General features: G+C 72.4%; 19 protein-coding genes and 1 pseudogene. 9 read left to right on the forward strand and 11 right to left on the reverse strand.

Going from position 1 to position 23,960, the window contains the following annotated elements; genetic code table 11:
- Positions 1–146 precede the first annotated feature (146 nt).
- A pseudogene (locus tag Phou_RS55200) lies at positions 147–3,077 on the reverse strand (BTAD domain-containing putative transcriptional regulator); the annotation flags it as partial.
- 201 nt (positions 3,078–3,278) lie between these two features.
- On the opposite strand from Phou_RS55200, the gene Phou_RS48415 reads away from it, so the two are divergent.
- The 3 genes from Phou_RS48415 to Phou_RS48425 all read left to right on the forward strand — a co-directional run bounded on the left by Phou_RS48415 (position 3,279) and on the right by Phou_RS48425 (position 6,365).
- Positions 3,279–4,346, forward strand: a complete 1,068-nt coding sequence (locus Phou_RS48415) for a winged helix DNA-binding domain-containing protein (protein WP_173071222.1) — start codon at positions 3,279–3,281, stop codon at positions 4,344–4,346.
- A gap of 142 nt (positions 4,347–4,488) precedes the next feature.
- The gene (locus tag Phou_RS48420; protein ID WP_173071224.1) at positions 4,489–5,976 is read left to right on the forward strand and encodes a methionine--tRNA ligase; all 1,488 of its coding nucleotides are present in this window, start codon (positions 4,489–4,491) and stop codon (positions 5,974–5,976) included.
- Positions 5,977–6,026: 50 nt separating this feature from the next.
- The gene (locus tag Phou_RS48425; protein ID WP_173071226.1) at positions 6,027–6,365 is read left to right on the forward strand and encodes a YciI family protein; all 339 of its coding nucleotides are present in this window, start codon (positions 6,027–6,029) and stop codon (positions 6,363–6,365) included.
- A 12-nt stretch (positions 6,366–6,377) separates the two neighbouring features.
- On the opposite strand, the gene Phou_RS48430 is transcribed toward Phou_RS48425, so the two are convergent.
- Together Phou_RS48430 and Phou_RS48435 are read right to left on the reverse strand one after the other, a co-directional pair.
- Positions 6,378–7,259, reverse strand: coding sequence for a GNAT family N-acetyltransferase (locus tag Phou_RS48430; protein WP_246274831.1), 882 nt, complete (start codon positions 7,257–7,259; stop codon positions 6,378–6,380).
- Positions 7,260–7,418: 159 nt separating this feature from the next.
- A complete protein-coding gene (locus tag Phou_RS48435) occupies positions 7,419–7,688 on the reverse strand; it encodes a DUF6343 family protein (RefSeq protein WP_173071230.1) in 270 nt (89 codons plus the stop codon).
- A 373-nt stretch (positions 7,689–8,061) separates the two neighbouring features.
- On the opposite strand from Phou_RS48435, the gene Phou_RS48440 reads away from it, so the two are divergent.
- The 3 genes from Phou_RS48440 to Phou_RS48450 are packed head-to-tail and all read left to right on the forward strand — an operon-like array spanning position 8,062 to position 10,174.
- The gene (locus Phou_RS48440) at positions 8,062–8,994 is read left to right on the forward strand and encodes a 3-methyl-L-tyrosine peroxygenase-related protein (protein WP_503827022.1); all 933 of its coding nucleotides are present in this window, start codon (positions 8,062–8,064) and stop codon (positions 8,992–8,994) included.
- On the forward strand, positions 8,991–9,377 hold the full coding sequence (locus tag Phou_RS54845) for an FAD-dependent monooxygenase (protein WP_173071235.1): 387 nt from the start codon (positions 8,991–8,993) through the stop codon (positions 9,375–9,377). Before Phou_RS48440 ends, Phou_RS54845 begins: the two co-directional genes overlap by 4 nt.
- On the forward strand, positions 9,374–10,174 hold the full coding sequence (locus Phou_RS48450; RefSeq protein WP_173071237.1) for an FAD-dependent monooxygenase: 801 nt from the start codon (positions 9,374–9,376) through the stop codon (positions 10,172–10,174). The genes Phou_RS54845 and Phou_RS48450 overlap by 4 nt, the downstream gene beginning before the upstream one ends.
- A gap of 48 nt (positions 10,175–10,222) precedes the next feature.
- Here the strand turns inward: Phou_RS48450 and Phou_RS48455 are convergent, their stop codons facing one another.
- Complete coding sequence (locus Phou_RS48455) at positions 10,223–11,170, reverse strand: 50S ribosomal protein L11 methyltransferase (RefSeq protein WP_173071239.1); 948 nt, start codon at positions 11,168–11,170, stop codon at positions 10,223–10,225.
- A 57-nt stretch (positions 11,171–11,227) separates the two neighbouring features.
- On the opposite strand from Phou_RS48455, the gene Phou_RS48460 reads away from it, so the two are divergent.
- Positions 11,228–12,400 (forward strand): nucleotide disphospho-sugar-binding domain-containing protein, encoded by a 1,173-nt coding sequence (locus Phou_RS48460; protein WP_173071241.1) that lies wholly within the window; start codon positions 11,228–11,230, stop codon positions 12,398–12,400.
- A gap of 3 nt (positions 12,401–12,403) precedes the next feature.
- Here the strand turns inward: Phou_RS48460 and Phou_RS48465 are convergent, their stop codons facing one another.
- The gene (locus Phou_RS48465) at positions 12,404–13,054 is read right to left on the reverse strand and encodes a Rid family hydrolase (protein WP_218579631.1); all 651 of its coding nucleotides are present in this window, start codon (positions 13,052–13,054) and stop codon (positions 12,404–12,406) included.
- Positions 13,055–13,064: 10 nt separating this feature from the next.
- A complete protein-coding gene (locus Phou_RS48470; RefSeq protein WP_218579632.1) occupies positions 13,065–14,660 on the reverse strand; it encodes a flavin monoamine oxidase family protein in 1,596 nt (531 codons plus the stop codon).
- A 651-nt stretch (positions 14,661–15,311) separates the two neighbouring features.
- Between Phou_RS48470 and Phou_RS48475 the strand changes: the two genes are divergently transcribed.
- Together Phou_RS48475 and Phou_RS48480 are read left to right on the forward strand one after the other, a co-directional pair.
- Positions 15,312–15,551, forward strand: a complete 240-nt coding sequence (locus tag Phou_RS48475; RefSeq protein WP_173071245.1) for a DUF397 domain-containing protein — start codon at positions 15,312–15,314, stop codon at positions 15,549–15,551.
- Between the two features lie 155 nt (positions 15,552–15,706).
- Positions 15,707–16,591: a Sco1979 family transcriptional regulator gene (locus Phou_RS48480; RefSeq protein ID WP_246274750.1), complete on the forward strand. Its 885-nt coding sequence runs from the start codon at positions 15,707–15,709 to the stop codon at positions 16,589–16,591.
- An 864-nt stretch (positions 16,592–17,455) separates the two neighbouring features.
- Here the strand turns inward: Phou_RS48480 and Phou_RS48485 are convergent.
- From Phou_RS48485 to Phou_RS48505, 5 genes are all read right to left on the reverse strand, one after another.
- Complete coding sequence (locus Phou_RS48485) at positions 17,456–19,279, reverse strand: GH39 family glycosyl hydrolase (RefSeq protein WP_173071249.1); 1,824 nt, start codon at positions 19,277–19,279, stop codon at positions 17,456–17,458.
- Positions 19,280–19,400: 121 nt separating this feature from the next.
- A complete protein-coding gene (locus Phou_RS48490; RefSeq protein ID WP_173071251.1) occupies positions 19,401–20,906 on the reverse strand; it encodes a glucoamylase family protein in 1,506 nt (501 codons plus the stop codon).
- 8 nt (positions 20,907–20,914) lie between these two features.
- Positions 20,915–21,742 (reverse strand): carbohydrate ABC transporter permease, encoded by an 828-nt coding sequence (locus Phou_RS48495; RefSeq protein WP_173071253.1) that lies wholly within the window; start codon positions 21,740–21,742, stop codon positions 20,915–20,917.
- Position 21,743: 1 nt separating this feature from the next.
- Positions 21,744–22,688: a carbohydrate ABC transporter permease gene (locus tag Phou_RS48500; protein WP_246274752.1), complete on the reverse strand. Its 945-nt coding sequence runs from the start codon at positions 22,686–22,688 to the stop codon at positions 21,744–21,746.
- 2 nt (positions 22,689–22,690) lie between these two features.
- Positions 22,691–23,959, reverse strand: coding sequence for a sugar ABC transporter substrate-binding protein (locus Phou_RS48505; RefSeq protein WP_173071255.1), 1,269 nt, complete (start codon positions 23,957–23,959; stop codon positions 22,691–22,693).
- Position 23,960 lies beyond the last annotated feature (1 nt).

Below are 23,960 nucleotides of genomic sequence, written 5' to 3' on the forward strand. Positions count from 1 at the left end.
CAGCCGGCCTGCCCCGGTGAGCCGGGGCCGCCCACCCGACTGCCGTCCGACGACGTCGCGGCGGAGGCCCGCCCGGCGCGCAGGATCGTCGCCGTCGGCACCGGGGCGTCGATCGAGCGCATCGCGCCGGCCCACCGCGCGAACGCCCGCTGCGCCTCGCCGTGCCGCCCGGCCACGCGCAGCACCTCGACAAGCGCGCGGTGTGCCGGCTCGTCGTACGGGTCGGCCACCAGCAGGCGCACAAGCGTCGTCGCCGCCTGGTCCAGGTCGCCCGCCCGGCGGCACAGCTCGGCAAGCTCGCGCAGCGCGCGCAGCCACACCGCGCGGGCCTCCTCGCGCAGGCCGTCCGCCCACGTCTCGTACGGCTCGTCGTCGAACGCGTCGCCGCGGTAGGCCGCGTCCACCTCCGCGAGGATCTCGCGGGCCCGCTCGGCGTGCCCCTCGCGGGCCAGGCGCAGGCCGTGCGCGGCGTCGCGGAGCAGGTCCTCCACGTCGAGGGTCACCCGCCCGACGTCGAAGCAGACCCCGGCGGGATCGGCGCGCAGGTAGTGGTCCGCCGGCCGCTGCCGGCTCGGGTCGAGCACGTTGCGGACCGCGGACAGCAGTACCGACAGCCGGTGTGCCGTCCGTGCCGCGTCGTCGTCCGGCCACAGCAGCTCGCACAGCTCGCCCCGCGGCACCGGCCGACCGCGGCGGGCGATGAGGATCTTGAGTAGCGTGCGGGCCTGCCGCGAACGCCACGCCGGCAGCGGCACCGGCTGCCCACCGACCACCACGTCGAAGCGTCCCAGCACGCACACCCGGACCGGCGCCGCCTCGACCGGCAGCAGCGGCGCGCCATCCACGGCCGGCACACCGAGGGCGACCAGGCGTTTCGCCGCCTCCCGCGCCGCCCACCGCTGCGGGCCGTCGGCGCCGGGCAGCCGGCCGAGGAGTACCCGCACGCGGTCGGCCGCCGGCTGCGCGCCCGCCCGGCACCAGATCGCCTCCGCCTCGGCGAGCGCCGTGCGTGCCGGCCCCGCCTCGCCACCGACCGCGGCCGCCAGTTCGAGCGCCTCGGCGAGCACGTCCGCCTGGCGGCACTCCCGCGCCGCCGCGACGGCTCGCGTGGCACACCGTCCCGCCTCGGCCGCGTCGCCGCACGCCAGCGCCACCCATCCGTGCGCGAGGTGCGCCTGCGCCGCGAAGCCCGGCCCGGTCGCCATCCGGTTGTCCGCCGCCGCGCTGGCCGACGAGGCCGCCTCGCGCGCCGCGTCCGGCTCGCCGCAGTCGACGAGCACCCGGGCGAGGCCGACCAGCGCGGGCACGAGGATCTGCAGCTCGGCGTGGCCGCGGGCCAGCTCGGCCGCCTCCTCGAACGCGATCCGCGCCTGCTGCCGCCGCCCGAGCAGGCGGTTGACCTCGCCGAGCCCGTACAGCCCGGGTGCCGTGCGGCTCAACCCCGCGCGGTGGGAGACCTGGATGGACCGTTCGAAGTGGAGGGTCGCCTCGTCGTACCGCCCCAGCCTGGTCAGCGCCTCGCCGGCGTTGTGCAGGGCCGTCACCAGTACACCCGGCGGCCCGCCCACCTCGGCGGCGCGCACCGCCCGGGCCGCCACGCGCAGCGCCTGCGGGTACCGGGCGTCGCGCAGCAGGCAGTCCGCCTGGTTGGCGAGCAGGCGGGCCTGGCGCACCACGTCGCCGGCCCGCTCGGCGGCGGCGAGGGCGCGGGCCAGGTGCTCGTCACGGCGTACGCCCACGGCGATGTGCGCGGCCGCCAGATGCGCCGCCGCCCACGCCCGGTCGTCACCGGCCAGCTCCGCGGCGGCCAGCGCCTCGGCGGCGACCGTGGCCGCCCGCTCGGTCTCGCCGAGCACCACGAGGACGGTCGCGCGGCCGGCCAGCACCTGGACGCCGTCGCCGCACGTACCACCGGCGACGCGGTCGAGGATGTCGAGCGCGCCGCGGTAGTCGCCGCGCATGTAGTGCAGCATCGCGGCCCGCCAGGCGAGTGCGGCGGGCCAGCGCCCGTCGCGCTCCGCCTCGGCCACCAGCGGTGCGAACGCGCGGGTCGCGCCGGCCACGTCACCGGCCATCCGCAGGGCGTCGGCGCGCAGCAGGCGCAGCCGCGGGGTACGGCGGGCGGGCGGCAGCGCGTCGACAAGCCGGGCCACTTCGGGGCCGCCACCGGCCGCCAGCATCTCGTCGCCGCGCGCCTCGACAAGCGCAGCCGCGCGCTCGTCGTCGCCGTCCGCCGCGAAGGTCTGCGCCGCCGCAAGGGGGTGGCCGTTGTCCCGGTACCACCGCGCGGCCTCGGCCCGCCGCCCGCGCCGCGCTGTCCCGGCCCGGTGCGCGACGACCGCGCGGATCACCGGCACGACCCGGAGCGCGCCGGGGCTGCGGTCCGGCACGACCACCCCGGCGGCCGCCAGTCCGCGCAGCGCGGCGGCCATCGCGCCGGCACCGTCCTCAGTGGATCGTTCGAGTGCCGCGCACAGCGGCTCGGACAGCGGGCCGAGGTCGGCGACCGTGTCGAGGAAGTGCCCGGCCGGAGCCGGCAGCTCGGCGAGCACCTGGTCGCGCACCCACGAAGCGCCCGCCGTGCCCGGCTCGGAGAGCGCGGCCAGCAGGTCGTGCCGCCCCGCGCCGGCCCGGTCGAGAGCTGTGCCGGCGAGGTGCACGAGGGCCGGCCAGCCGGCGGTCAGCTCGTACGCCAGGTAGGCGAGGTCGGCGTCACCCACCCCGTGCTCGTCGCGGAGCGTGCGGAGCACCTGGTCACGGGAGAGCGCGAGGTCCGCGGGGCCGCGCTCGGTGACCGGGCCGGGGAGCGCGGCCACCGCCTCCGGCGCCAGTGGGCGGCGAGCGGCCAGCGACACCCGCACGCGGTCGCCGAGGCCGGCCGCCCAGCGGGCCAGCCGCACCTGCTCCGCGGCGCTGAGCCGGCAGACGTCGTCGACGCCGATGTCGAGAGTGGACACTTCGGAGAACGCGGGCACCACAGCGCACGCGCTCTCCAGCGCCGTCGTCTTGCCGTATCCGGCGGCGGCGACCATGACGAGACAGCCGGGGGGTGCCACGCAATCACTATCGACGGCCATGCACCGGTCGGCCGTGGGGCTGTCGCGTAGCCGACGCGACGTATCTGAGCCGTACCCCCGCTTCTCGCGCGCTCCCCGGACCCCGTGCCCCGGGGAACGCGCGAACCCCCGACCCGTAGAGGCTCCCGACCACCCCTCAGCACCGGGTCAGCATGGCGTCATCGTTTGCTCCCGCGCCCGGCGGCCGGCGATGATGCGCCCATGGACACGGGGGAGATCGCCATGCTGCGGCTCGTCGCGCAGCGTGTGGCCGGGCCGGGCCACACCGGCGCCTCGGCCGCCGTGCGCTGGCTGGCCGCCGCGCAGGCGCAGGACCACGGCGGCGCGATCACCTCGGTCGCCCTCCGCACCGCCGGCGGCACGCGCGCCGGCGTGGAGGCGGCCTTCGACCGGGGCGAGGTGGTCAAGTCGTGGCCGCTGCGCGGCACACTCCACCTTGTCGCGGCCGAGGACCTGCCGTGGATCCTCACCCTCGGGGCGCCGCGTGTGATCGCCAAGACCGCCGCCCGCCGCGCCGGGCTCGCACTCGACGACAAGACGATGGGGTACGCGAGAGAGCTCACACAGGCGTCGTTGCGTGGGCGCCGCTCGGTGCGCCGGGACGAGCTGCTCGCCGTGTGGGAGGCGGCCGGCATCTCCACCGCCGGCCAGCGGGGCTACCACATCCTGCGCCACCTCGCGATGACCGGCCTGGTGTGCTTCGGGCCGGTGGGCGGCGGCGAGCAGCTTGTCGTGCTCGTCGACGACTGGGTGCCCCGGCCGCGCCGGCTCGACCGGGAGGAGGCGCTCGGCGAGCTGGCCCTGCGGTACTTCCGCGGGCACGGGCCGGCCACCGTCAAGGACTACGCCCGCTGGGCCGGCCTCACCGTCGCCGACGTCAAGGCGGGTCTCGCGCTCGCCCGTCCCGAGCTTGCCGCGACCCGGGCCGGCGATGTCGAGTACCTCATGGATCCCGCCACCCCCGACCTGCTCGCCGCCCACCGCGCGGAGGCCCGGGCGGTGCACCTCCTGCCCGGCTTCGACGAGTACATGCTCGGCTACGCCGACCGTTCAGCCGCCCTCCCCGCCGCGTACGCCGACCGCATCGTGCCCGGTGGCAACGGCGTCTTCCAGCCCACGGTCGTCAGCGGCGGCCAGGTCGTCGGCACCTGGCGCGCGGCGGGAAAGGCGGGGCGGCGGGAGGTGGCGGTGACCCCGTTCACGGCGTTCACGGCGGCGGTGGCGTCGGCCATCCCCAAGCGGTACGCGGACGGTCCCTTCCCGCGGTGATATCCTGAGCCGGTGAACGCGTTCTCAGCCCAGGTGATGATGCCCCGCTAGCGGGGAGACTCCGAGCTGGACGCACGAGGCCCCCGAGTCGGGGCCTCTCTTCATGTGCGCGGGGCCCCGGTCCTCTTCCCAGGAGGTTCCGATGACCGCTCCGACCTACTACGTGACGACCACGATCCCGTACGTGAACGCCCGGCCGCACCTCGGCTTCGCCCTGGAGCTGGTGCAGGCCGACGTGCTCGCGCGGCACCGGCGCCAGCGCGGCGACGCGGTCCGCTTCCTGTCCGGCACCGACGACAACTCGCTCAAGAACGTGCTCGCCGCCGCGGCGGAGGGAGTGTCCACACAGGAGCTGGTGGACCGCAACGCGGGCGCGTTCGAGGCGCTGCGCGATCCGCTGGGCCTGTCGTTCGACGACTTCATCCGGACCAGCCGCGACCCCCGACACCGCCCCGGCGTGGAGCGGCTGTGGCGGGCCTGCGCCGAGGCCGGCGACCTGTACCGCAAGCACTACGAGGGCCTGTACTGCGTGGGGTGCGAGCAGTACTACACGCCGGCCGAACTCGACGGCGGCCGCTGTCCCGAGCACGGCACCGAGCCGCAGCGGGTGGCCGAGGAAAACTGGTTCTTCCGCCTGTCCCGCTACCAGGACAGCCTCCTCGCGCTCATCCGCGACGGGCGGCTGCGCATCGAACCGGCCGCGCGGCGCAACGAGGTGCTCGCCTTCGTCGAGGCGGGGCTGGAGGACTTCAGCATCTCCCGCTCGCACACCCGCGCCCGCGGCTGGGGCATCCCGGTGCCCGGCGACGAAAGCCAGGTCATCTACGTGTGGTGGGACGCGCTGGGCAACTACGTCACGTCGCTCGACTACGGCGGCGCGGGCGAGGACTACGAGCGCTGGTGGGCGCGCGGCGACCGGCGGGTGCACCTGGTCGGCAAGGGAGTGTTGCGCTTCCACGCCGTGTACTGGCCGGCGATGCTGCTGTCGGCCGGCGAGCCGCTGCCCACGGACGTGCTGGTGCACGACTACCTGACCGCCGAGGGCAAGAAGATCAGTAAGTCCTCCGGCGCGGTCGTGGATCCGGTCGCCCTGGTGGAGGGCTACGGCGCGGACGCGGTCCGCTGGTGGCTGCTGCGCGAGGTCCCGAGGGTCGGCGACGCGGACTTCACGGTGGCGCGGCTGACCGCCCGCTACGAACGGGACCTCGCCAACGACCTCGGCAACCTGGTCAACAGGGTCGTGAGCATGGTCCACCGTTATCGCGGCGGTGCCCCTGGCCGGTACCACCTGAATGAGGCCGACCCCCTGGTGGCCGCGTGGCGCGCGGCCCCCGGGCGAGTGGACGCGGCGCTGGCGGATTTTGACTTTCGGCTGGCGGCGGCGGGGGTGTGGCGCGTGGTGGAGGAGGCCAACCGCTACGTCGAGGAGACCCGGCCGTGGCAGCTCGCGCGCACGGACGGCGAGGCGCTGGACCAGGCCCTCGGCGTGCTGCTGGCCGCGTGCCAGGCGGTCGGCGAGCTGCTCGCGCCGTTTCTGCCGGACGCGGCCGCGCGGATCACCGCCCAGTGCACCCCCGTCGACGGCCGCCTGCCCGAGCCACGACATTTGTTTCCGCGGCTGTCCTCTTGAGGCGGCCCCGTTCGTCGTAGGGCAAGGGAGCAAGCGACGAAGGAGGAACCATGCGGTACATGATGCTGGTGACGGCCGACGAGTCGGTGGAGCTGGGCGAGGAGGCCGGCAACGCGGTCACCGAGGCGGCGATGAAGTGGGTCGCGGAGATGGACGGGCGCGGGGTGCGCGTGCAGGGCAACCGCCTCCGCCCGACCGGCGACGCCACGACGGTGCGCGTGCGCGACGGCGAGGTGCGCCTGGTCGACGGGCCTTTCGCCGAGACCGCGGAGCAGGTCGCGGGGTACGACATCATCGAGTGTGCCGACCTCGACGAGGCGATCGAGGTGGCGTCGAAGCACCCCGTGGCGAGGTACGGGGCGATCGAGGTGCGGCCGTTCTGGGACTGACGCCGGGACGGCTCAGGTGGCGCGGCGGTAACCGTACGTCTCGTGCTTCTTCGTGAAGCCCAGCGACTCGTACAGCCGCCGCGCCGCCTCGTTGTCCGCGTTGTGGTTGACCGTCACCGTCGCGATGCCGGCGCCCGCCATCCTGGCCATCGCCTCCACCATCACCGCGCGGGCGAGGCCGCGGCGCTGGAACGCCGAGTGCGTGCCCACCGGCTCGAAGTGGCCGATCCGGTTGCGACCGTCCACCCAGTACACGGTGAAGGCCGCGATCCGCCCGTCCGGCGCCACCGCCACGATCTCGCGCGCCGGGTCGTAGCCGGGGCGGGCCATCACCTCGTCGCGGTAGAGCGCGCCGGTCCAGTCTTCGCCGAAGGACGCGTTGCGCGCCTCGGCCAGCCCGTCCGCGTCCTCGACCGTCGCCGAGCGCACCGTGAAGCCAGGCGCCGCGGCCTCGGGGAGGGCCCCACCGAGCGGCCGCTCCCGCACGTCGTCCCAGACCCGGAAACGCGCGAAGCCGAGCCGCTCCAGGAGCGCGATGCGCGCGGTGTCGCAGTCGAAGACATCCGTGCCCACGTACGCCCGCGCGCTCACCCCGGCGGTCGTCTCCGCCGCGACGCGCAGCATCTGCTCCTCGGCCGCCGAGCCGCGCAGCGCCGGCGCCGCGAACACATCGAACGCCTCGCCGAACCGCCCGCTGATGCCCAGCCCCACGATGCCCGGCCCGTCTTCCCACACCTGGACCAGCTCACCGACGGGGCGGCGGCCGCGCAGATTCTCGTATATACGGTGGGGCAGCTCGCCGATGTGGTCATATCCGCACCGCCCGACCTCAGCGATCCACGCGGCGACGGTCTCCTGCAGCGGTAGCAGGTCGGCATCACGGTATGGGCGCATCCGCACGCTTCGGAGCCTAAATACCACCGGCCCGCCGGTCATGCCGTTTTCCGGCCGCGCCGCTCGCGCGCTTCCGCGCTCCGCGCTCCGCGCCCGCCACTCAAGATCCCAGCAAAATCCCTGATTTTGTCGTCAACTCGCGCGCGGCGGCAGTGCTCATCATTCGAAGAGGGAGTAGTGGCGGTTGGGGTCGGCGCGGTGGCGGATGCGGATGCGGCGGACGACGACCGCGATGTCGATCACAGCGACCACCGCGAGCGCGGCGGTGATGATCGCCAGCACCGGCTGGCCGGCCAGTGCCAGCAGCACGGTGAAGACGATCATGATGACGGCGCCGGCAGTGGCGAGAAGAAGTCGCAGGTTGAGGGCGCTGTACGCGTGTCCGACCGTCCCCCGCCGGCCGCGGGGCTGCCCGGGTTGTGTGGCCATGTTTTCCCGATACCCGATCCTATGGGTTCCACACTTGATAAATGATTTTGCACGGCCGCTACCTGCGATTACGTAGAAGATCGGAGTGAGGGATTGACAGGGGTAAGGTGCTCGCCGAGAATCTTGAGGGACTGCAGCGCCGCTGTCCAAATTGCCGATTTGAGTTTGGCCTGCGTCGTCCATTTCTCGTCGCCTGAAACCTTCTCCGAAGGGCGGGGACGCCGTGCGTGGTGGCCTATTGTGCTTGCCTTATCCTGCACTGTTACCGACGACAAGAGCGCAGGTCGCGGACGTGACACGCGATCTGTCGTATTCGGGGGTAATTGAAGCGCTCTTCGATCCCGGTCTATGGGATGGCGAGTGGTCGGACATTGTGGCCACCGAAGGTGACGACCCCGAGTTTGTTGAGCATGACCGTTATTTCCGGGTCACCCGTGCGAAACATAGACCAGCCTTCGCGTTTGTGCGAGGTCTCCTTCAAACGCATTCTTGGGTACACGAAAACGGCCTGGCCATGGGCCTTTCGATCGTTGATCCGGTGGAGTGGCAGGAGATGTTCGCGGGGCTGGACGCCCTGCTGAGGTACGCGGCAGGCGACCGCCTCAAAGAAGGCGTGCCGGTCGTCCTGCGCCCCGCTCCGCGCCACACCGCGACCGACTACGACCCCGAGCGGCGGTGGCTGATCGGCCACCAGTTCTTCTTCGCGCTGCTGCAGGGCGTGGTGGTCGGGCTCAACTGCTACCTGGAGGCCAGCGCGTCCGGCGACGGCGACCCGGACGGCGAGGCGGCCGCCGACGCCGACGCGGCGGTGCGGGTGGCGGCGGCGTTCATGCGCAGCTCGGCGGCGGCGATCAAGTTCACCTCCGACTTCGGCCCCCTCGACTACGACACGCTCGTCCGCCCGGCGATGAGCCCGCCCAGCGTGCGTGAGGGCTTCAGCGGGTTGCAGACGCGCGACCACGCCCACCTGATCAGCCTCTTCGCGCGGATGCGGGCGAGCGCGGCGGCGCACGGCGAAGGGCCGGCGAGCGAGGCGTTCGAGCAGTTCGTCGACGCGACCGTCACGGCGTACGAAGCCCACAAGTTCATCTGCGCCCGCTTCGGCGGCGACGTCCTGCCCAGCCTGCGGATGGCCGCCGCCTCCCGCGGCCGTACCACCCAGGCCGGCCTCACCGCACTGCGCCAGCTGATGCGGGCCCGCCTGTTCGCGCTGACCCCCGAGGGCACGCCGGCCCGCGCGGCCGTACCCACGTCGGTCCTCGGGTCCGAGCGTCCCGCCTCGATCGATCGGAGCCAACGTCGATGACAACCACCCAGGTCGGCATCGTCGGCGCGGGACCCGCCGGGATGCTCGTCGCCACTCTGCTGCGCCGGGCCGGCGTCGACTGCGTGGTCGTCGAGCAGCGCGACCGGGCGTACGTGGAGCAGCGTTCCCGCGGCGGCACCGTCGAGCACCGCGTGGTAGACCTGCTGCGCCGCCACGACCTCGCCGGCGGGCTGCTGAGCACCGGACAGGTGGAAAACAAGATCGAGTTCCGCATGGGCGGGCGGCGCTACCCCCTGCGGTACGACCCGATCGCGCAGGGGCGCAGCCACTACATCTACCCGCAGCAGTTTCTCGTGCGCGACCTCGTCGAGGCGTACCTGGCCGACGGCGGCGACCTCCGCTTCGAGACCCCGCCCGCGTGATCACCGGCATCGAGGGCAGCCACCCGCGGATCGAGGTGGAGAGCCCGGCCGGCGGCACCGAGGTCATCGAGTGCGAGGTGGTCGTCGGCGCCGACGGCGAGTACGGCGTCGCCCGCCGCACCGTGCCCGCCGGCGCGCTGCACACCTACGAGCACCAGTACGAGTACGCCTGGCTGGCCGTCCTCGCGCAGGCGCCGCCCTCCAGCGACTGCGTCATCAACGCCATCCACGAGTCGGGCTCGTGCGTGCACGTGCGCCGTACCCCCGAGGTGAGCCGCTTCTACCTGCAGTGCGAGCGCGACGACACGACGGAAGACTGGCCGGAGGAGCGCATCTGGAAGGAGATCCGGCTGCGCCTCGCGCTGGACGAGCCGTGGACCCTCCACGAAGGACCGATCCTCTCCACCGGCATGGTGCGCATGCGGAGCCTCGTCTGCGCGCCGATGCGGCACGGTTCGCTCTTCCTGGCCGGCGACGCGGCACACGTGGTGCCTCCGGTCGGCGGCAAGGGCTTCAACGTGGCGCTGGCCGACGCGGAGGAGCTCGCGCTCGCGCTGATGGACCGCTTCATCCGCCACGACCACGAGCGCCTCGACGGCTACTCCGAGACGCGGCTGGCGCGCATCTGGCGCATCCAGGAGTTTGTGCACTGGATGATGGACCTGGTCAACACGCCTGGCCTGGGCACGCCGACCGCGCCCTTCCTGCACCGGGTGCAGATGGCCCGGCTGGAGCGGATCATCGCCTCGCCGTCGTACGGCACGGCCTTCCTGGAGGACTACATCGGCTACTGGTGAGCCGCCCGTCGCGGTGGTTTGCCGGATCGACCCTGGCAAACCGCACGGTCAGCGCAGCACGTTCGTCGCGCGCCACTCGTCGCCGGTCGACAGCACCACCTCGTCGCCGGCCGCCACCGTGCGGGGTGTCGCGAGTGGACTGAACGCCTCCGTCGTCCACACCGAGTGCCCACCGCAGAGCAGCTCCTGCGTCCAGATCACGCCGCTGAGCCGGCCGGGCGTGGCGACCGTGAGCCGCACCTCGGGCGGAAAGCCGGTGAAGGCCGGCCCCGTGTAGTCGAACGTCGCGAAGTCGTGGCTCCCGGTCAGCACCCGCACGTCTTTGCGCGGGAAGCGGAGCGAACCCATCGTGGTGGGGGAGCGCCACTGTGGACGCACCGCGCTCTCCGGCCGGCTCGCCGACCGCGCGACGCCCTGCTTGGCGGCGTCGACCAGCGGCTGGAAGTCAAGCCCGTACGCCCCGCGCAGGCTGCCGGCTGCCTCGTCGAGGTCGGCCAGCTCGGTGGGCAGGTCCCAGTCGAGGCGGTCGCACCCCACCGCGCGGTAGCGCACGGCCTCGGGCAGCACTGTGGCGTCGTCGGCGCAGAACCGGTCACGGACCTCGTACACCATACGGGCGCGGTCCTCGTCGACCAGCGGGTTGTTGACGTGGATGAACGCGAGCAGCAGGTCGAAGCGGCGGCTCAGGTCGACGCCGGACAGCTCAAGCTGGGACAGGTCGCCCTCGACCACCGTCATCCGGTCGGTCAACCCGTTGTGCGCGGCCAGCGCCCGCGCCATCTCCACGTGGTGGCGGTCGACCGCCACCACCTCGCCCGCACCCGCGGACAGGGCCACAAAGGACAGCAGCCCACTGCCGGTGCCGGCGTCGAGCACCCGGGCGCCGGGCCGCACCGCGGCGGCCACCGCCCGCTGCACGGCGTGGCCGCGGTCGAGGCTGAGCAGCAGTCGCATGTGGAGGTCGACGGTGAACGGAATGTCGCCGGGCTTGGCCACGGATCCTCCATGATGGACGAACGAGGGTTCGCGTCGGTCAATGCTACCGTTGGCCCGGTGCGCGTGCTCTTCGCGGTCTCCCCGGGCATCGGCCACCTCTTCCCGACCGTCCCACTCGCCTGGGCACTCCGCGCTGCCGGCCACGACGTGCTGGTCGCCACCGCGGCCGAGAGCGTCGAGGCGGCGGCGCACGCCGGGCTCGCGACCGTCGACACCGCACCGGCCGGCGCCATCGCGGCGATCTTCGGCGCGGCCACCGGCCCACCCGACGAGCGCGCCCGCCGGATGAGCGAGCGCGGGCGGCGCATCGCCGAGGCCGGGCACGAGGTGCACGAGCTGCTGCTGCGCACGTTCGGCCAGGTCTCCGCGGTGACGGCCGCCGCGACCGTCGAAGCGGCCCGGCGGTGGCGGCCCGACCTCGTGGTCCACTCCCGGCTCCAGGGCGCCGGCCTGGCGGCCGCCCGCGCGCTGGGCGTGCCCGCCGTCGAGCACGGCTTCAGCCTCCAGAGCGAGCCCGACCTCGCGGCCCGCTTCCTGCCCCACCTCGCCGAGGCGTACGAGCGGGCCGGCACGCCACTCGCCCTCCCAGCCCGCCGCGCGGTCATCCACGTCGCCCCGCCGGAGATGATGCTGGGCCCGCGGGGCGAGGCCTGGTCTATGCGGTACGTGCCCTACAACGCCGGCGGCGGGCTCCCGGAGTGGCTGTGGCGGCCGCCCGAGCGCCCGCGCGTGCTGATCACGATGGGCACGGTGGTGCCGCGCCTGCAGGGCGTGGGCGGCCTCGCCCGGATGCTTGCCGCCGCCCCCGACGTCGACGCCGACTTCGTGCTCGCGCTGGGCGGCGATGCCGACCTGGCCCCGCTCGGCAAGCTCCCGCCCAACGTGCGCCCGGTCGGCTGGGTCCCCCTCCACCACCTGCTGCCCGGCACCGCCGCGGTGGTCCACCACGGCGGCTCGGGCACGACGATGGCCGCGCTGGCCGCCGGCGTGCCCCAGCTGATCCTGCCGCACGGCGCCGACCAGTTCATCAACGCGAGCGCCGCCGCCGACCTGGGCCTGGGCACCTGGTGCCCGCCGGCCGAGGTCGACGCCGGCACGGTCTCGAAGCTGCTGGCCGACGCCACGACCGCGGCGTCCGCGCGTGCGGCGGCCGCCCGGATGGCCGAGCTGCCGACCCCGGCCGACCTGGTCACCCGCCTGGCCGCCCTCGCGCGGGCGAGCGACGCCTGACGATCAGCGGATGACCGCCTCCACCTCCACCTCGACGAGCCAGCCCGCCACCGGCAGGCTGGCCACCTCGATCGTGGTGCGGGACGGCCTGGCGCGGTTGGGGACGTGCGGCGGCGCCGGCGGCGCGGTGCCTAGCGGCACCGGCACCACGGCGCCGCTGACGAGGTCGATGTTGGCGAAAAACTGGCGGTACGCGCGGTTCCACCCCGCATAGTCGGCCGACGGTGAGCCCGGCGCGTTGTCCAGGAAGACGCGCATCGAGATGACGTCGCCGACGTCGAGCTTTACCGAGGCCAGGTTTTCGGCGATGCGGGCCAGCGCGTTCCAGCTCTGCGCCTCGGTGATCGTGACGCCGGCCGGCAGCGCGGCGCCGGGAAACTGGGCCGGGTCGATGTACGCCTCCGGCGTCCCGGCCGGCGCACCGGTGTTGCGGGCTGCCGGGCCGGTGCCGCTGCTGCGGTAGAGCGCGACGAGGCCGCCGACGCTCACACCGTTCGCGATGAGGGGGTTGCTCTGCCCGGCGGGCAGGTTGGGCTCGACCTCGGTCGGCCGCAGCCGGGAGCGGCCGCCGTGTGCGGACGCGGGGGCGGCCACCGTGGCGGAGACCGCGGCGGTGGGAAGGGTGACGGCCAGGAGCCGGCGGGACATGCGCATGGTTGACCCCTTAGCTGGACAGGACGCGGGTGTGCAGGTCGGTGACGACCTTGCGGGCGGACTCGAAGGCGCCTGCCTGCCAGGCGATGTAGTAGCTGAGGTGGTCTCCGGCGAAGTAGACGTTGCCGTCCGGCTCCAGCAGCCGTCCATAGTGGCCGCTCGTGCGGGAGGGCCACGAGACCCAGCCGCCCTCGCTGTACCGCGTGCGCCGCCACGCCACCGAGAACGCCGTCTCCAGCTCGGTGCGGTACTTCTCGCCGTGGATCTTCACGCCCTGCTCGATCGCGCGGGCCTGGCGCTCGGCAGGCGTGAGCGCGCTGTACGCGTCCGCGTTGCCGCCGAAGTTGTAGTAGCCGACCACGATGCCCTTGGCGCCGTGGTAGCCGTACGACGGATACCAGATCGTCGAGAGGTCCAGGTTGGTGTTGGTGATGCCGGAGTAGATCTTGTCGTCCTCCTCCCACCACCGCCGGCCGTACTGAAGCCCGATCTTGCCGGTGCTCACCGGCTGCGCGTAGGCGAGCGCGTCCTTGACCGCCGGCGTGAGGTTGGACGGGATCTTCACGAGCACCTGCGGCGGGATCGTGCAGACGCAGAAGTCCGCCGACGCGACGCTCAGCCGCCCGCCGGGTCCGGTGTAGACGACCTCCACCCCCGAGCCCTTGTCGGTGATCGAGCGCACCTCCGCCCCGTACGTGATGCGCTCGCCGCCGACCGCGTCCTCCAGCGCGTACGCGATGCGGTCCATGCCACCCACCGGCTGAAACATCAGCATGGCCTGGTCCCAGCCGAACTCGAACGAAAAGTACTGGCCCACCCCGCTGGCCAGCACGTCGGAGAGGGCGTACGGGGGCAGGTTGGGCGTGCCGGCCTCGGTGCCGGCGCCCGGGTCGACGAGGTAGCCGCGCCGCGTGCTGCCGGTGTACTTCCAGCCGTCCGCCCGCCCGCCGATCGACCCGAAGTTACGCAGGAACGCGAGCAGCCGTTCCTTGTCGTCGCTCGTGAGCTGGCCGTCCAGCGCGCCCTGGTCGGTGGCCTTGGCGAGCAGTTCCGAGACGTACCCGTAGACGTCGGCCTTCGCGGTGCGGTGGCGGATCGGGGTGGCGGACAGCGCGCCCACGCCCTCGTTGTAGTAGTAGCCGTCCGCGTTCTGGTTGCCGAACATCTCGATCGGCACACCCAGCTCGCGGCAGTAGTCGAGCGTGACCATGTGCTGGGCGATGCGGGCCGGCCCCGCGTTCAGGTACTGGCCCTTGGCGTAGCGGGCGCGCTGGGTGTGGCCGTCGAGGTCGGTTTCGACGGTGCCTCCGCGCACCGTCCAGTTCCGGCCGCCGGGCCGCTTGCGCGCCTCCAGGATGCGTACCTTGTAGCCGGCCTTGCGCAGCTCGTACGCCGTGGCCAGGCCGGCGATGCCGGCGCCGAGGATCAGGACCGACCGGTGCGCGCGGCCCGTGAGCGTGAAGTCGGACTCGCGTGGCGCGCGGAAGGGCGGCGACGCGTGCGCGGGCGCCAGGCCGAGCGCGCCCATCGTGCTGTAGAGGACACCCGCTCCGCCGGTCACTCCGACGGCTTGGAGAAACTGTCTGCGGGTCTGTGGAATGGCCACCATGTCTCCTCTCGATCGGAGGCCCATCGACGGGCCTCATGATCAACGAGGAAACATTCGCAACGATCTGTTTCAAGAGCGTTAGTACGTCGTAACGACTGCCTGCCTTGTCCGGTCCTGTCGTGGCAGGACCGGACCTTGTCGTTACCTGCGTTGTGGCGCGCGGTCCAGGAGTGGGTCGACGTCCGCACGGGGAAGCATGTACGGAGCGGTCAACGTGTCCACCCCGGTGCCACGGGCGCTGTTTGGCCGGTAGGTCACCGTGGCGGCTCTGGGGAGACCGTCTCGACGACGCCGGCTCGCCACGTGCCACCGCGGTAGACCCACACACGGTCCGCAGGACTGTAACTGTCCGTAGGGGCCACGGCTTTCGGATCGCGCTTGGTTGGATCGATGGTTGGGGCGGGCATGATCTACTCCCAGCAGGTGGTTTTGGCTTCGTGATGGCGATTGGGACAGAGGGGTGTGCCCCGCGAACCGGTGGCGGCCCGCGCTTCCGTCACAAAACGTGAACGACCTTGCACTAGTAGCACAGAGTTATCATGCCTATTGGCCCTTGCAGACGCAAGGGCCGATGCACGTGCAGATGATCTGATCGAACCCTGGTGGCCGGGCCCCAAGCCCGTACCCAGGCCGATGAGAAAGACGTCGATGAGCCAGATTGTCAACGGCACACCTGCCGGCCAACTGCCGACTGTCGTGTGGCGCAAGAGCGGCCGCAGCAACCCCAGTGGAAACTGCGTTGAGGTGGCCGAGCTCCCCGGCGGGGCCGGGATCGCGATCCGCAACTCGCGCGATCCGGAGGGGCCCGCGTTGATCTACACCATGGAGGAGGTCGCCGCGTTCATCCTCGGCGCGAGAGATGGGGACTTCGACCACCTCCTGACCTGAGGGGAGTCGGGTGGTCCACTGACCGTAGGGGGTGGCCGCGGCCACGGCCAGCCCCTTGGGCAAGACTCGCCAATGATGAACGAAACGGGGATCCTCGTCGCCAGACGGTCATGGCATGCTTACCCCCGGCAGCGAGTGAGTCGCGGGAGGGCAGCGTGACGACAGGGCCGGAGGCCGGGGCCGGCGGGCCGACCGTGCTGCGGATCCTGCTCGGTTCACAGCTGCGGAAGCTCCGCGAGGCCAACGGCGTGACCCGCGAAGCCGCCGGGTGGGAGATCCGGGCATCCGAGTCCAAGATCAGCCGGATGGAGCTCGGCCGGGTCGGGTTCAAGGAGCGGGACGTGGCCGACCTCCTCACGCTTTACGGCGTAAACGACAAGACCGAGCGCGATGCCCTTCTGGCCCTCGCACGCCAGGCAAACGCGCAGGGTTGGTGGCAGCGCTTCAGCGACGTGCTGCCCAACTGGTTCCAGGCCTACCTCGGGCTGGAGTCCAGCGCCGCGATGATCCGGACCTACGAGGTGCAGTTCGTGCCCGGCCTGCTGCAGAGCCGCGAGTACGCGAGGGCCGTCGTGATGATCGGCCACGGCGCCGCCGGCCTCGACGAGATCGACCGCCGCGTCGACGTGCGCATGGCCCGCCAGCAGCTGCTCACCCGCCCCGGCGCGCCCCACCTGTGGGCCGTGCTGGACGAGGCCGTGCTACGCCGCCCGATCGGCGGCCGCACCGTCATGCGCACCCAGATCTCCGCGCTGATCGACGCCACCAAGCTGTCCAACGTGACCATCCAGGTGGTCCCCTTCAGCGCCGGCGGCCACGCGGCGGCCGGCGGCGCCTTCTCGATCCTGCGCTTCCCCGACGCCGAGCTGCCCGACGTGGTCTACATGGAGCAGCTCACCAGCTCGCTCTACCTGGACAAGCGCGACGACGTCGACCAGTACGCGGCGGCCATGGAGCGCCTCTGCGTCGAGGCCGAGCCGCCTGACCGCAGCATCGCGCTGCTCGAGCGCATCCTCCACGAGTACGACCGCGACGTGTAGCCCATCCCTCTTAGATGTGAGCTACCGCGACGTCCGCGGTGGTCCGGACCGTTGCTCCCGCGGCCTCACCCTCCGCGGTCGCCCAGCTCACCCCAAAAGCTTTGATAGCGCGGCTCGCCGCGCAATCCGCAGATCGTGGTACGGATCCGCCTCCACAGGGGCAAATGCCTACCACGCTCACCGCAGCCCCACCCAACGCCGAATGGTCACCCACGGTGACGAATCCCGGCGACTGCGAAGGCTCGGCGAACGACCCGCCTCGCCGGCGTTCGTGTGCCGAGCGGGCGCGGCATGCCCAACCCGACCGGGCACCGTGCCCGCGCCTGGGCAAGCTGCGCAGGGATCCTTGATCATTCGGCCGAGGCCGGAGCCCAGGGTGCTCTCGGGGCCGCATGATTACCCGACCTCGGCGGCGAGTGTGCAGCACTGTGGACGGACGCCTATGGGCACCCCTGTGGTTGCCGGCGAGCTCCGGCACTCGCCGCCAACCGGTCGCCGCCGCTGCGCCCGCGCTGCGAGCCGGACCCGTGCGGGTGCTGAGCGGACCGGGTGGCCGAGGCCCCGCGCTAGGAGCCCGACACCGTGGCGAGCTGAGTGGTCCCGGGGCCGCGCGGAGCCCGAGCGCGTGCGCGAGTTGAGTGGCCGGGTGGCCGGGCCTGCGCTACGAGCGGGGCCGTGCGCGAGCCGAGCAGGCCGGGGCTGCGCGGCGAGATCGACCGCGGGCGCGAGCCGAGCGGCCGGGTGGCCGGGGCCGCGAGACGGGCCCGGCCCCGGTCCTGGCCGCGGCGGGGTGAGCTCGCGCACCGCGGAGGGTGAGGCTGCGGGAGCAACGGTCCGGACCACGACGGGCATCGCGGCAGCTCTCTAAATGGGCACAAGTTCGACGCAGGAGATCGACGGCATCGGCAGGTCGAAGGCGACGGCGGCCGTGCGGTCCTTGACCTTCAGCACGCGCGACGGCTCGGCCGTCTCCACGCGGTCGGCCTCGCGGAGGGCGGCCCACTGCCGCTCGTCCGGCCAGTCGCGGCCCTCGCTGATCGTGCGCCACAGGGCCGCGATGTTCGAGTGGCGGGCGTCGACCCGCCAGTGCGTCATCCGGTACGCGGCCGCTGGCAGGCCGGTCACGTCGATCGTGACGGCCCGGTCAAGCTCCGGATCGCCGTCGGCCTTGGTGTGGTCGAGGGTCGCGTTCCAGAGCAGCACCGTGACCACGCCGTCGCCCGACCTTGCCGCCCACGCCTCCACCAGGCCACCCGCGCCGTCGCCGGAGAGGGCGACCGGCAGCTCCGTGTCGCCGAGGCGCTGGGCTAGCGCGAGCGCCCAGTACTTCGGCTTGGCCAGGTTGCCGACCGTGAGCAGCCCGAACCCGCCGTGTGTCAGCCGCGGCGGCCGGCCCAGCTCCTCGAAGTGGTCGGAGGCTACCCACGGGGCGAGCGCGTCCACCCGCCCGGCCGCCGAGCGCATGCCGCGGAGGAGGAAGGTCGCCGCGAAGACGGTGTCGTTCACCTCGCTGCCGTGCGTGGCGGTCACGCCCCACTCCGTCCACAGTAGAGGGCGGTCGCCGGCGAGCGGGCGGAGGTCTAGCGGCGGGCTGCCGTACGTGTGGGTGGAGACGAAGTCGACCGGCGACTCGCGGGCCAGCTGGTCCTCGATCCACCCGACCGCGGCCGAGGCCGGGCCGCCCACGTGCAGCCCCGGGTCGACGGCCTTCACGGCGCGGGCGCTCTCGTCGTACAGCCGCCAGAACTCGGCCGGCGTGCCGGACCAGAAGACCGACAGGTTGGCCTCGTTCCACACCTCGAACCACCAGTTGTCGCGCACCTCGTCCAAGCCGTACCGCTCGACGAGATGGGCGGTCAGCTCACGCACCAGCCACGACCACTGGTCCCAGTCGCGCGGTGGCGAGATGATCGCCTGGTACGCGAAGACGGTCCGCGACGGGTCGCTGGCCAGGTCGCGCGGCATGAACGACAGCTCGACCACCGGCCGCATGCCCAGCTCCAGTACGGCGTCGTAGACCCGGTCCACGCCGCTGAAGTCCAGCCGCGGCCGCCCGTCGACGAGCCGGTACACGCCGAGGTCGTCGCAGAGGATGGCGTGAGCGCGTACCTGCTGGACGCCCAACTCGTCGCGGACCCGGCGCAGCGCCTCGCGCAGCTCCGCGCCGATCGGCCGGCCGCCGCTCGTGTCCGCGCAGAGCAGGTGGCTCAGGTGCTCCGAGCCGACCATCGCCCGCCACGGCCGGTGCAGCGGCCCGGCGTCCCCGTCGGCGGTCACCTCGACCCGCACCGCCGCGTCCCCGCCGGTGTGCGCGGCAGCGGAGGCGGGCACGCTGAGCGGACCCATCGAGGTCACCGTGCCGAGCGGCGCGACCGCGTACCAGTACTCGCGGAACGGCTCGCCGGTGGTGTCCGCGTACGGGCCGTGCGGCACCGCGAGCACGTCACCGCCGCCGTGGTCCACCGGCTCGTACGGGCCGGTTGAGGCGGTGGCGCGGTGCACCGCGTACCCGATCGCGCCCGGCACCGGCTCCCATGCGAGCGTCACGTGGCCGCGCCCACCGGTGGCGACGAGCCCCGCCGGCGCGGGCAGGTCCGCCGGCACGATCTCGCCCGGTGCCCGGTCCTGCGCGCCACCCGCCCCCATCAGCTGCGCCCACCGCTCCCGGGCGACATCTTCGACCGTCATGCTGCCTCCTGGTTCGCTCGCTCGTGCGGCGCTGAAGGCGGCGTCTTCCTCCGCCGGCCCGAAACCCCGACTTCGTCGGCGGGCCGGCTCCGTCCAGACGCCGCCGCGCCAACTCGCTCGCTCACTGGGGCCTCACGTTGAAGGTTTCCATGGCCATCAGCGGGCGCAGCGCGCGCTCGATCTGCGGCGTCACGAACGCGCGGTGGATCGAGCCGTTCCCCAGCTCGTTGCCGATCGCGCCGAGGATCATCGCCTGGTCGAGCGCCAGGTACCGCTTCGCGACCGTGCCGCTGCGCACCGCGACCGCGTCGTAGAAGCCGCCCGGGCCGTACGCGCCGAGGTTGGCCCGCATCTTCGCCAGGTTGTCGAGCACCGCGCGCTTGGCGTACGGCAGCGCGAGGAACGCCGCGTGCGGGGTCACCACGCCGTCACCGTAGGTCGGTGCCGGTCCGGCGGGGCGGCAGTCGCCGAAGCCGCCGTCGTAGTTGGACGACTCCACGTCGGACGGGTAGCCGCCAGGGTCCATGCCCATCGCGTCAACGCCCCACACCCGGTAGCCGCCGAACGGGTCGGAGGCGGGGGAGAAGCCCCAGTAGCCGTACTTCGCGTCGCGCAGGCCGTGCTCGATCTGCCCCGCCACGGTGGCCGGGTGGTTGCGACCCCAGCTGCGCGGCCCCCACTTCGCCTCGGGCACGAACAGGTCCGGCATCAGGGCCTCGAACATGTCCCCGCCCCAGCTCGGCACGAACTGGATGCCCCGGTACGTGTACGAGCCCTCGAAGACCGGAACGCCGAGGTGCGTGGTCTGGAAGCCGGTGGGCTGCTGCTCCAGCCAGTCCCAGTCGCACGTGGCCGGGAACGTGCGCTGCGTGGCGAAGTAGTGCGCGGGCGGGATCTGCCCGAACGCGATGCCGAGGTAGCTGGCGATCCGCGGCTCGGTCACCGCGATGTCGTAGTGGTTGCACGTGTACCAGACGTCGGGCCCCCGGTCGCGGTAGTTGCCGACCACTGAACATTCGGTCGGCGGGGTGTCCCAGAAGCCGCCGCGGATGAGCCCCGCCGGGAAGTCCTCGCCGCGCGCGTCCGGGTTGTAGTAGAAGCCGAAGTCCATCGGCGCGAGCAGGCGGCCGGCGAGCGCCCGGTGCTCGGGAAAGGCGTTGCGCGCCACCACGAGCGCCGCCGCCAGCCAGCCGTTGTCCACGCTGGACAGAAATGGCGTGCGCGGGGTGCCGTCCTCCGGCCACGTGGTGATGACCGTGCCGGTGCGCGGGTCGTACCAGTTGTAGAACATGCCGGAGTCGTCGTGCCGGTCCAGCCGCGACAGCCCGCGCAGCGCGGCGCCGACCACGGTGGAGGCCTCCCGGCGCGAGATCACGCCGACGTCCCGGGCGGCGACGGCCGACCACATCAGGCCACCGATGTTCGTCGGCGACGTGTACGCCGAGCGGCTTCCCGGAGCCAGGTCGCCGCCGATGTTGTCGGCCGGCAGGCCGGTGGCCGGTTCCACCATGGCGACCATCGAGCGCCAGGTGTCCTTCGCATAGGTGTGCAACACGTTCGGTGCGGCGGCCGCGGGAGCGGCGGGTAGGAGGAGAAGAGCCAGGACAACGGCGAGAAGTCGTCGCATGGAAAGCCTCACTTGAGTCCGGTCGTCGCGATGCCCCGCAGGAAGTGCCGCTGGAGCAGGACGAACACGATGACCACGGGCAGCAGGACGGCGACCGCACCGGCGAGCACGAGCCCGAAGTCGATGCGGTTCTGGCCCACGCTGTAGAGCGCGAGCGCGACGGGGAGCGTGTACTTGTCCTCGGTGGTGGCCACGACAAGCGGCCACAGGAAGTTGTTCCAGGAGGCGAGGAACGTGAGGATCGTGAGCGTGGCCAGCGCCGGGCCGCACAGTGGCAGCACGATCCGCGCGAAGATGCGCAGCTCGCCGGCACCGTCCACTCTGGCCGCCTCGATCAGCTCGTCCGGAATGGACAGCAGGTACTGCCGCATCAGGAAGACGCCGAACGGGGTGGCCAGGAAGGGCAGGATCAGGCCGCCGTACGAGTTGACCAGCCCGAGGTTGCTGACCATCACGAACTGCGGCACGAACGTCACCATGCTCGGCACCATCAGCGTGCCGAGCACGACGACGAAGAGCGCCCGCTTGCCGGGGAAGCGCAGCTTGGCCAGCGCGTAACCGAGCAGCGAGCAGAAGACGAGGTTGCCGAGGGTGGTCAGCACCGCGACGATCGCCGAGTTGGCGAACGCCTGCGGAAAGTCCAGCCTGGACAGCAGCTCGCGGTAGTTGTCGAGGGTGAAGACCTCCGGCCACCAGGTGGCCGGGATGCGGCGGATCTCCGACTCCGGCTTCACCGACGACAGCGCCGCCCACAGGAACGGGCCGACGACCACCAGGATCCCCGCGCCGAGGATTGTGTACAGCGCGGCGCGCGCGACCAGATCTTTGCGTCGCATGTCAGTCCCTCGATCCCAGGAGCCGGAACTGGAGCACGGACAGGCCCACGATGGCGGCGAAGAGCACGTAGCTGACCGCCGCGGCGTAGCCGTAGTTGCCGAAGCCGAACTGGTTGTAGATGTGGTACGAGACGGACAGCGTCGAGTCGAGCGGCCCACCCCGCGTCATCACCAGCGGCTCCTCGAAGAGCTGCAGGTAGCCGATGCTGGTGACCACGCCGCCGAACAGCAGCGTGGGACGCAGCAGCGGCACGGTGATGTGGCGAAACTGCGCCCACCGCCCGGCACCGTCCAGCTTGGACGACTCGTACAGCTCGGCGGGGATCGCCTGCAGCCCGGCCAGGAAAATCACCATGAGAAAGCCGAAGTTGCGCCAGACCGCCATCGCGATGATCGACGGCAGCGCGAGGTCGGGGTCGCCGAGCCAGTTGGGCCCCTCGACGCCGACCAGGCGTAGCGCGTTGTTGACCAGGCCGGCCTCCGGGTCGAGCAGGAAGCGCCAGACCACGGCGAGCGCCACGATGCTGGTCACCACCGGCAGGTAGAAACCGACCCTGAAGACCGTGCGGAAGCGGACCAGGCCGGAGTTGAGCGCACTGGCCGCGGCCAGCCCGACCGCCATCGTGAGCGGCACACCGACGACCACGAAGACCGCCGTGTTCAGCGCGGCCCGGCGAAACTGCGCGTCCTCCAGCAGGCGGGTGTAGTTGTCAACGCCGACGAACTCCACCGCGAACGGCGTCCGCAGGTCGGTCGAGCGCAGGTCGGTCACGCTCATCACCAGCGACGCCACCACCGGTACCGCCATGAAGAGCAGAAAGAGCAGCGTGAACGGGGTGGCGAAGGCCCAGCCGGCCAGCCCCTGGCGGATCCGGTAGGGGCGGCCGGCACCGGCAGCGGCATCCGCCCTGGCCGGTGCCGGTGCCGGTGCTGTCGCGGTGGCCACGGTCAGGCTCCGGTGCCGATGCCGCTGGCCTTCTGCTGCATCGCCTTGGCGGCCTGCGCCGGATCCTCACCCGCTTTGGCGACCTTCTCCACCTCGCCGTCGATCACCGCGGCCACCTGCTCCCAGGTGGGAATCGCCGGCGGTGACTTGGCGTCCTTGAGCTGCTCACCGAAGGTGGACAGGAACGGGTCGCCGGCGAGGCTCTGGTCGTTCCAGGCGCTCTGCACCGCGGGCAGGTCGGAGACCGCCTGGTACCACTTGATCTGCACCTCGGGCCGGCTCAGCCAGGAGACGAACTTCCAGGCCGCGTCACGGTTCTTGGCGTCCTTGAAGACGGCGAGGTTGCTGCCGCCGACGAACGAGGTGGCGGACTGCTTGCGCGGCATCGCGGTCACCGCGAACTTGTCCTTGAACCCGGCCCCGCCCTGCTCGTTGAGCAGTCCGATGTGCCACGGCCCGGAGATGAACGCGGCCAGCGAGCCGTTGATGAAGCTCTGCTCCAGCGCGCCCTGCAGCGACAGGTCCGTCGGCGGCGAGAGCTTGTCGGTGAAGAAGGACTGGTAGTACGCCAGCGCCTCGGTCATCTGTGGACTGTCCAGTGTGAACCTGTCCCCGTCGGCGAGCGTGGCGCCGTTGGACCAGGCGAACGGCATGAGGCTCTGCCAGCTCCCGGTGCCGCCGGGCTGCAGGTTCATGCCCCATTTCGCGCCGCCCTTGTCCCGCATGGCCGTGGCGAAGGACTTCAGCTCGTCCCAGGTGGTCGGCGCGGTCACGCCGGCCTTGGCGGCAAGGTCCTTGCGGTAGTAGATGAGCCGGGTCTCGACGTACCAGGGCACGCCGTACGACGTGTCGTCGACGACCGTGGTGTCCCAGGCGCCGGGGAAGAACGCGCCCTTGTCGGCGGCGCCCTCCGGCGTCGGGTCGAGCGCGCCGGTCTTGGCGAACTCGCCCATCCACGTCGAGCCGAGCATCGACACGTCCGGCGTCTGCTTGCCGGCGATCGCGCTGGCGATCTTCTGGTGCGCGGCGTCCCACGGTACGGCCGTCACGTTGACCTTCGCGTCCGGGTTTTCCGCCATGAAGTCCTGGGCGAACGCGCCGAGCTTCTCGCCCTCGGTGCCCATCGCCCATACCGTGATCTCGCCGGTCGCCTTGCCCTCGGCCACCGGCGCGGCGGCGTCCTCGCCGCCGCCGGAGTCGCGGCCGCAGGCGCCGACCAGCAGCGCGGCGACCAGCACCGCGGCGGTGCCCAACCGCCGATGCGTTGTCATC

Origin of the sequence: Phytohabitans houttuyneae (assembly GCF_011764425.1) — a bacterium.
Classification (GTDB): Bacteria; Actinomycetota; Actinomycetes; order Mycobacteriales; family Micromonosporaceae; genus Phytohabitans; species Phytohabitans houttuyneae.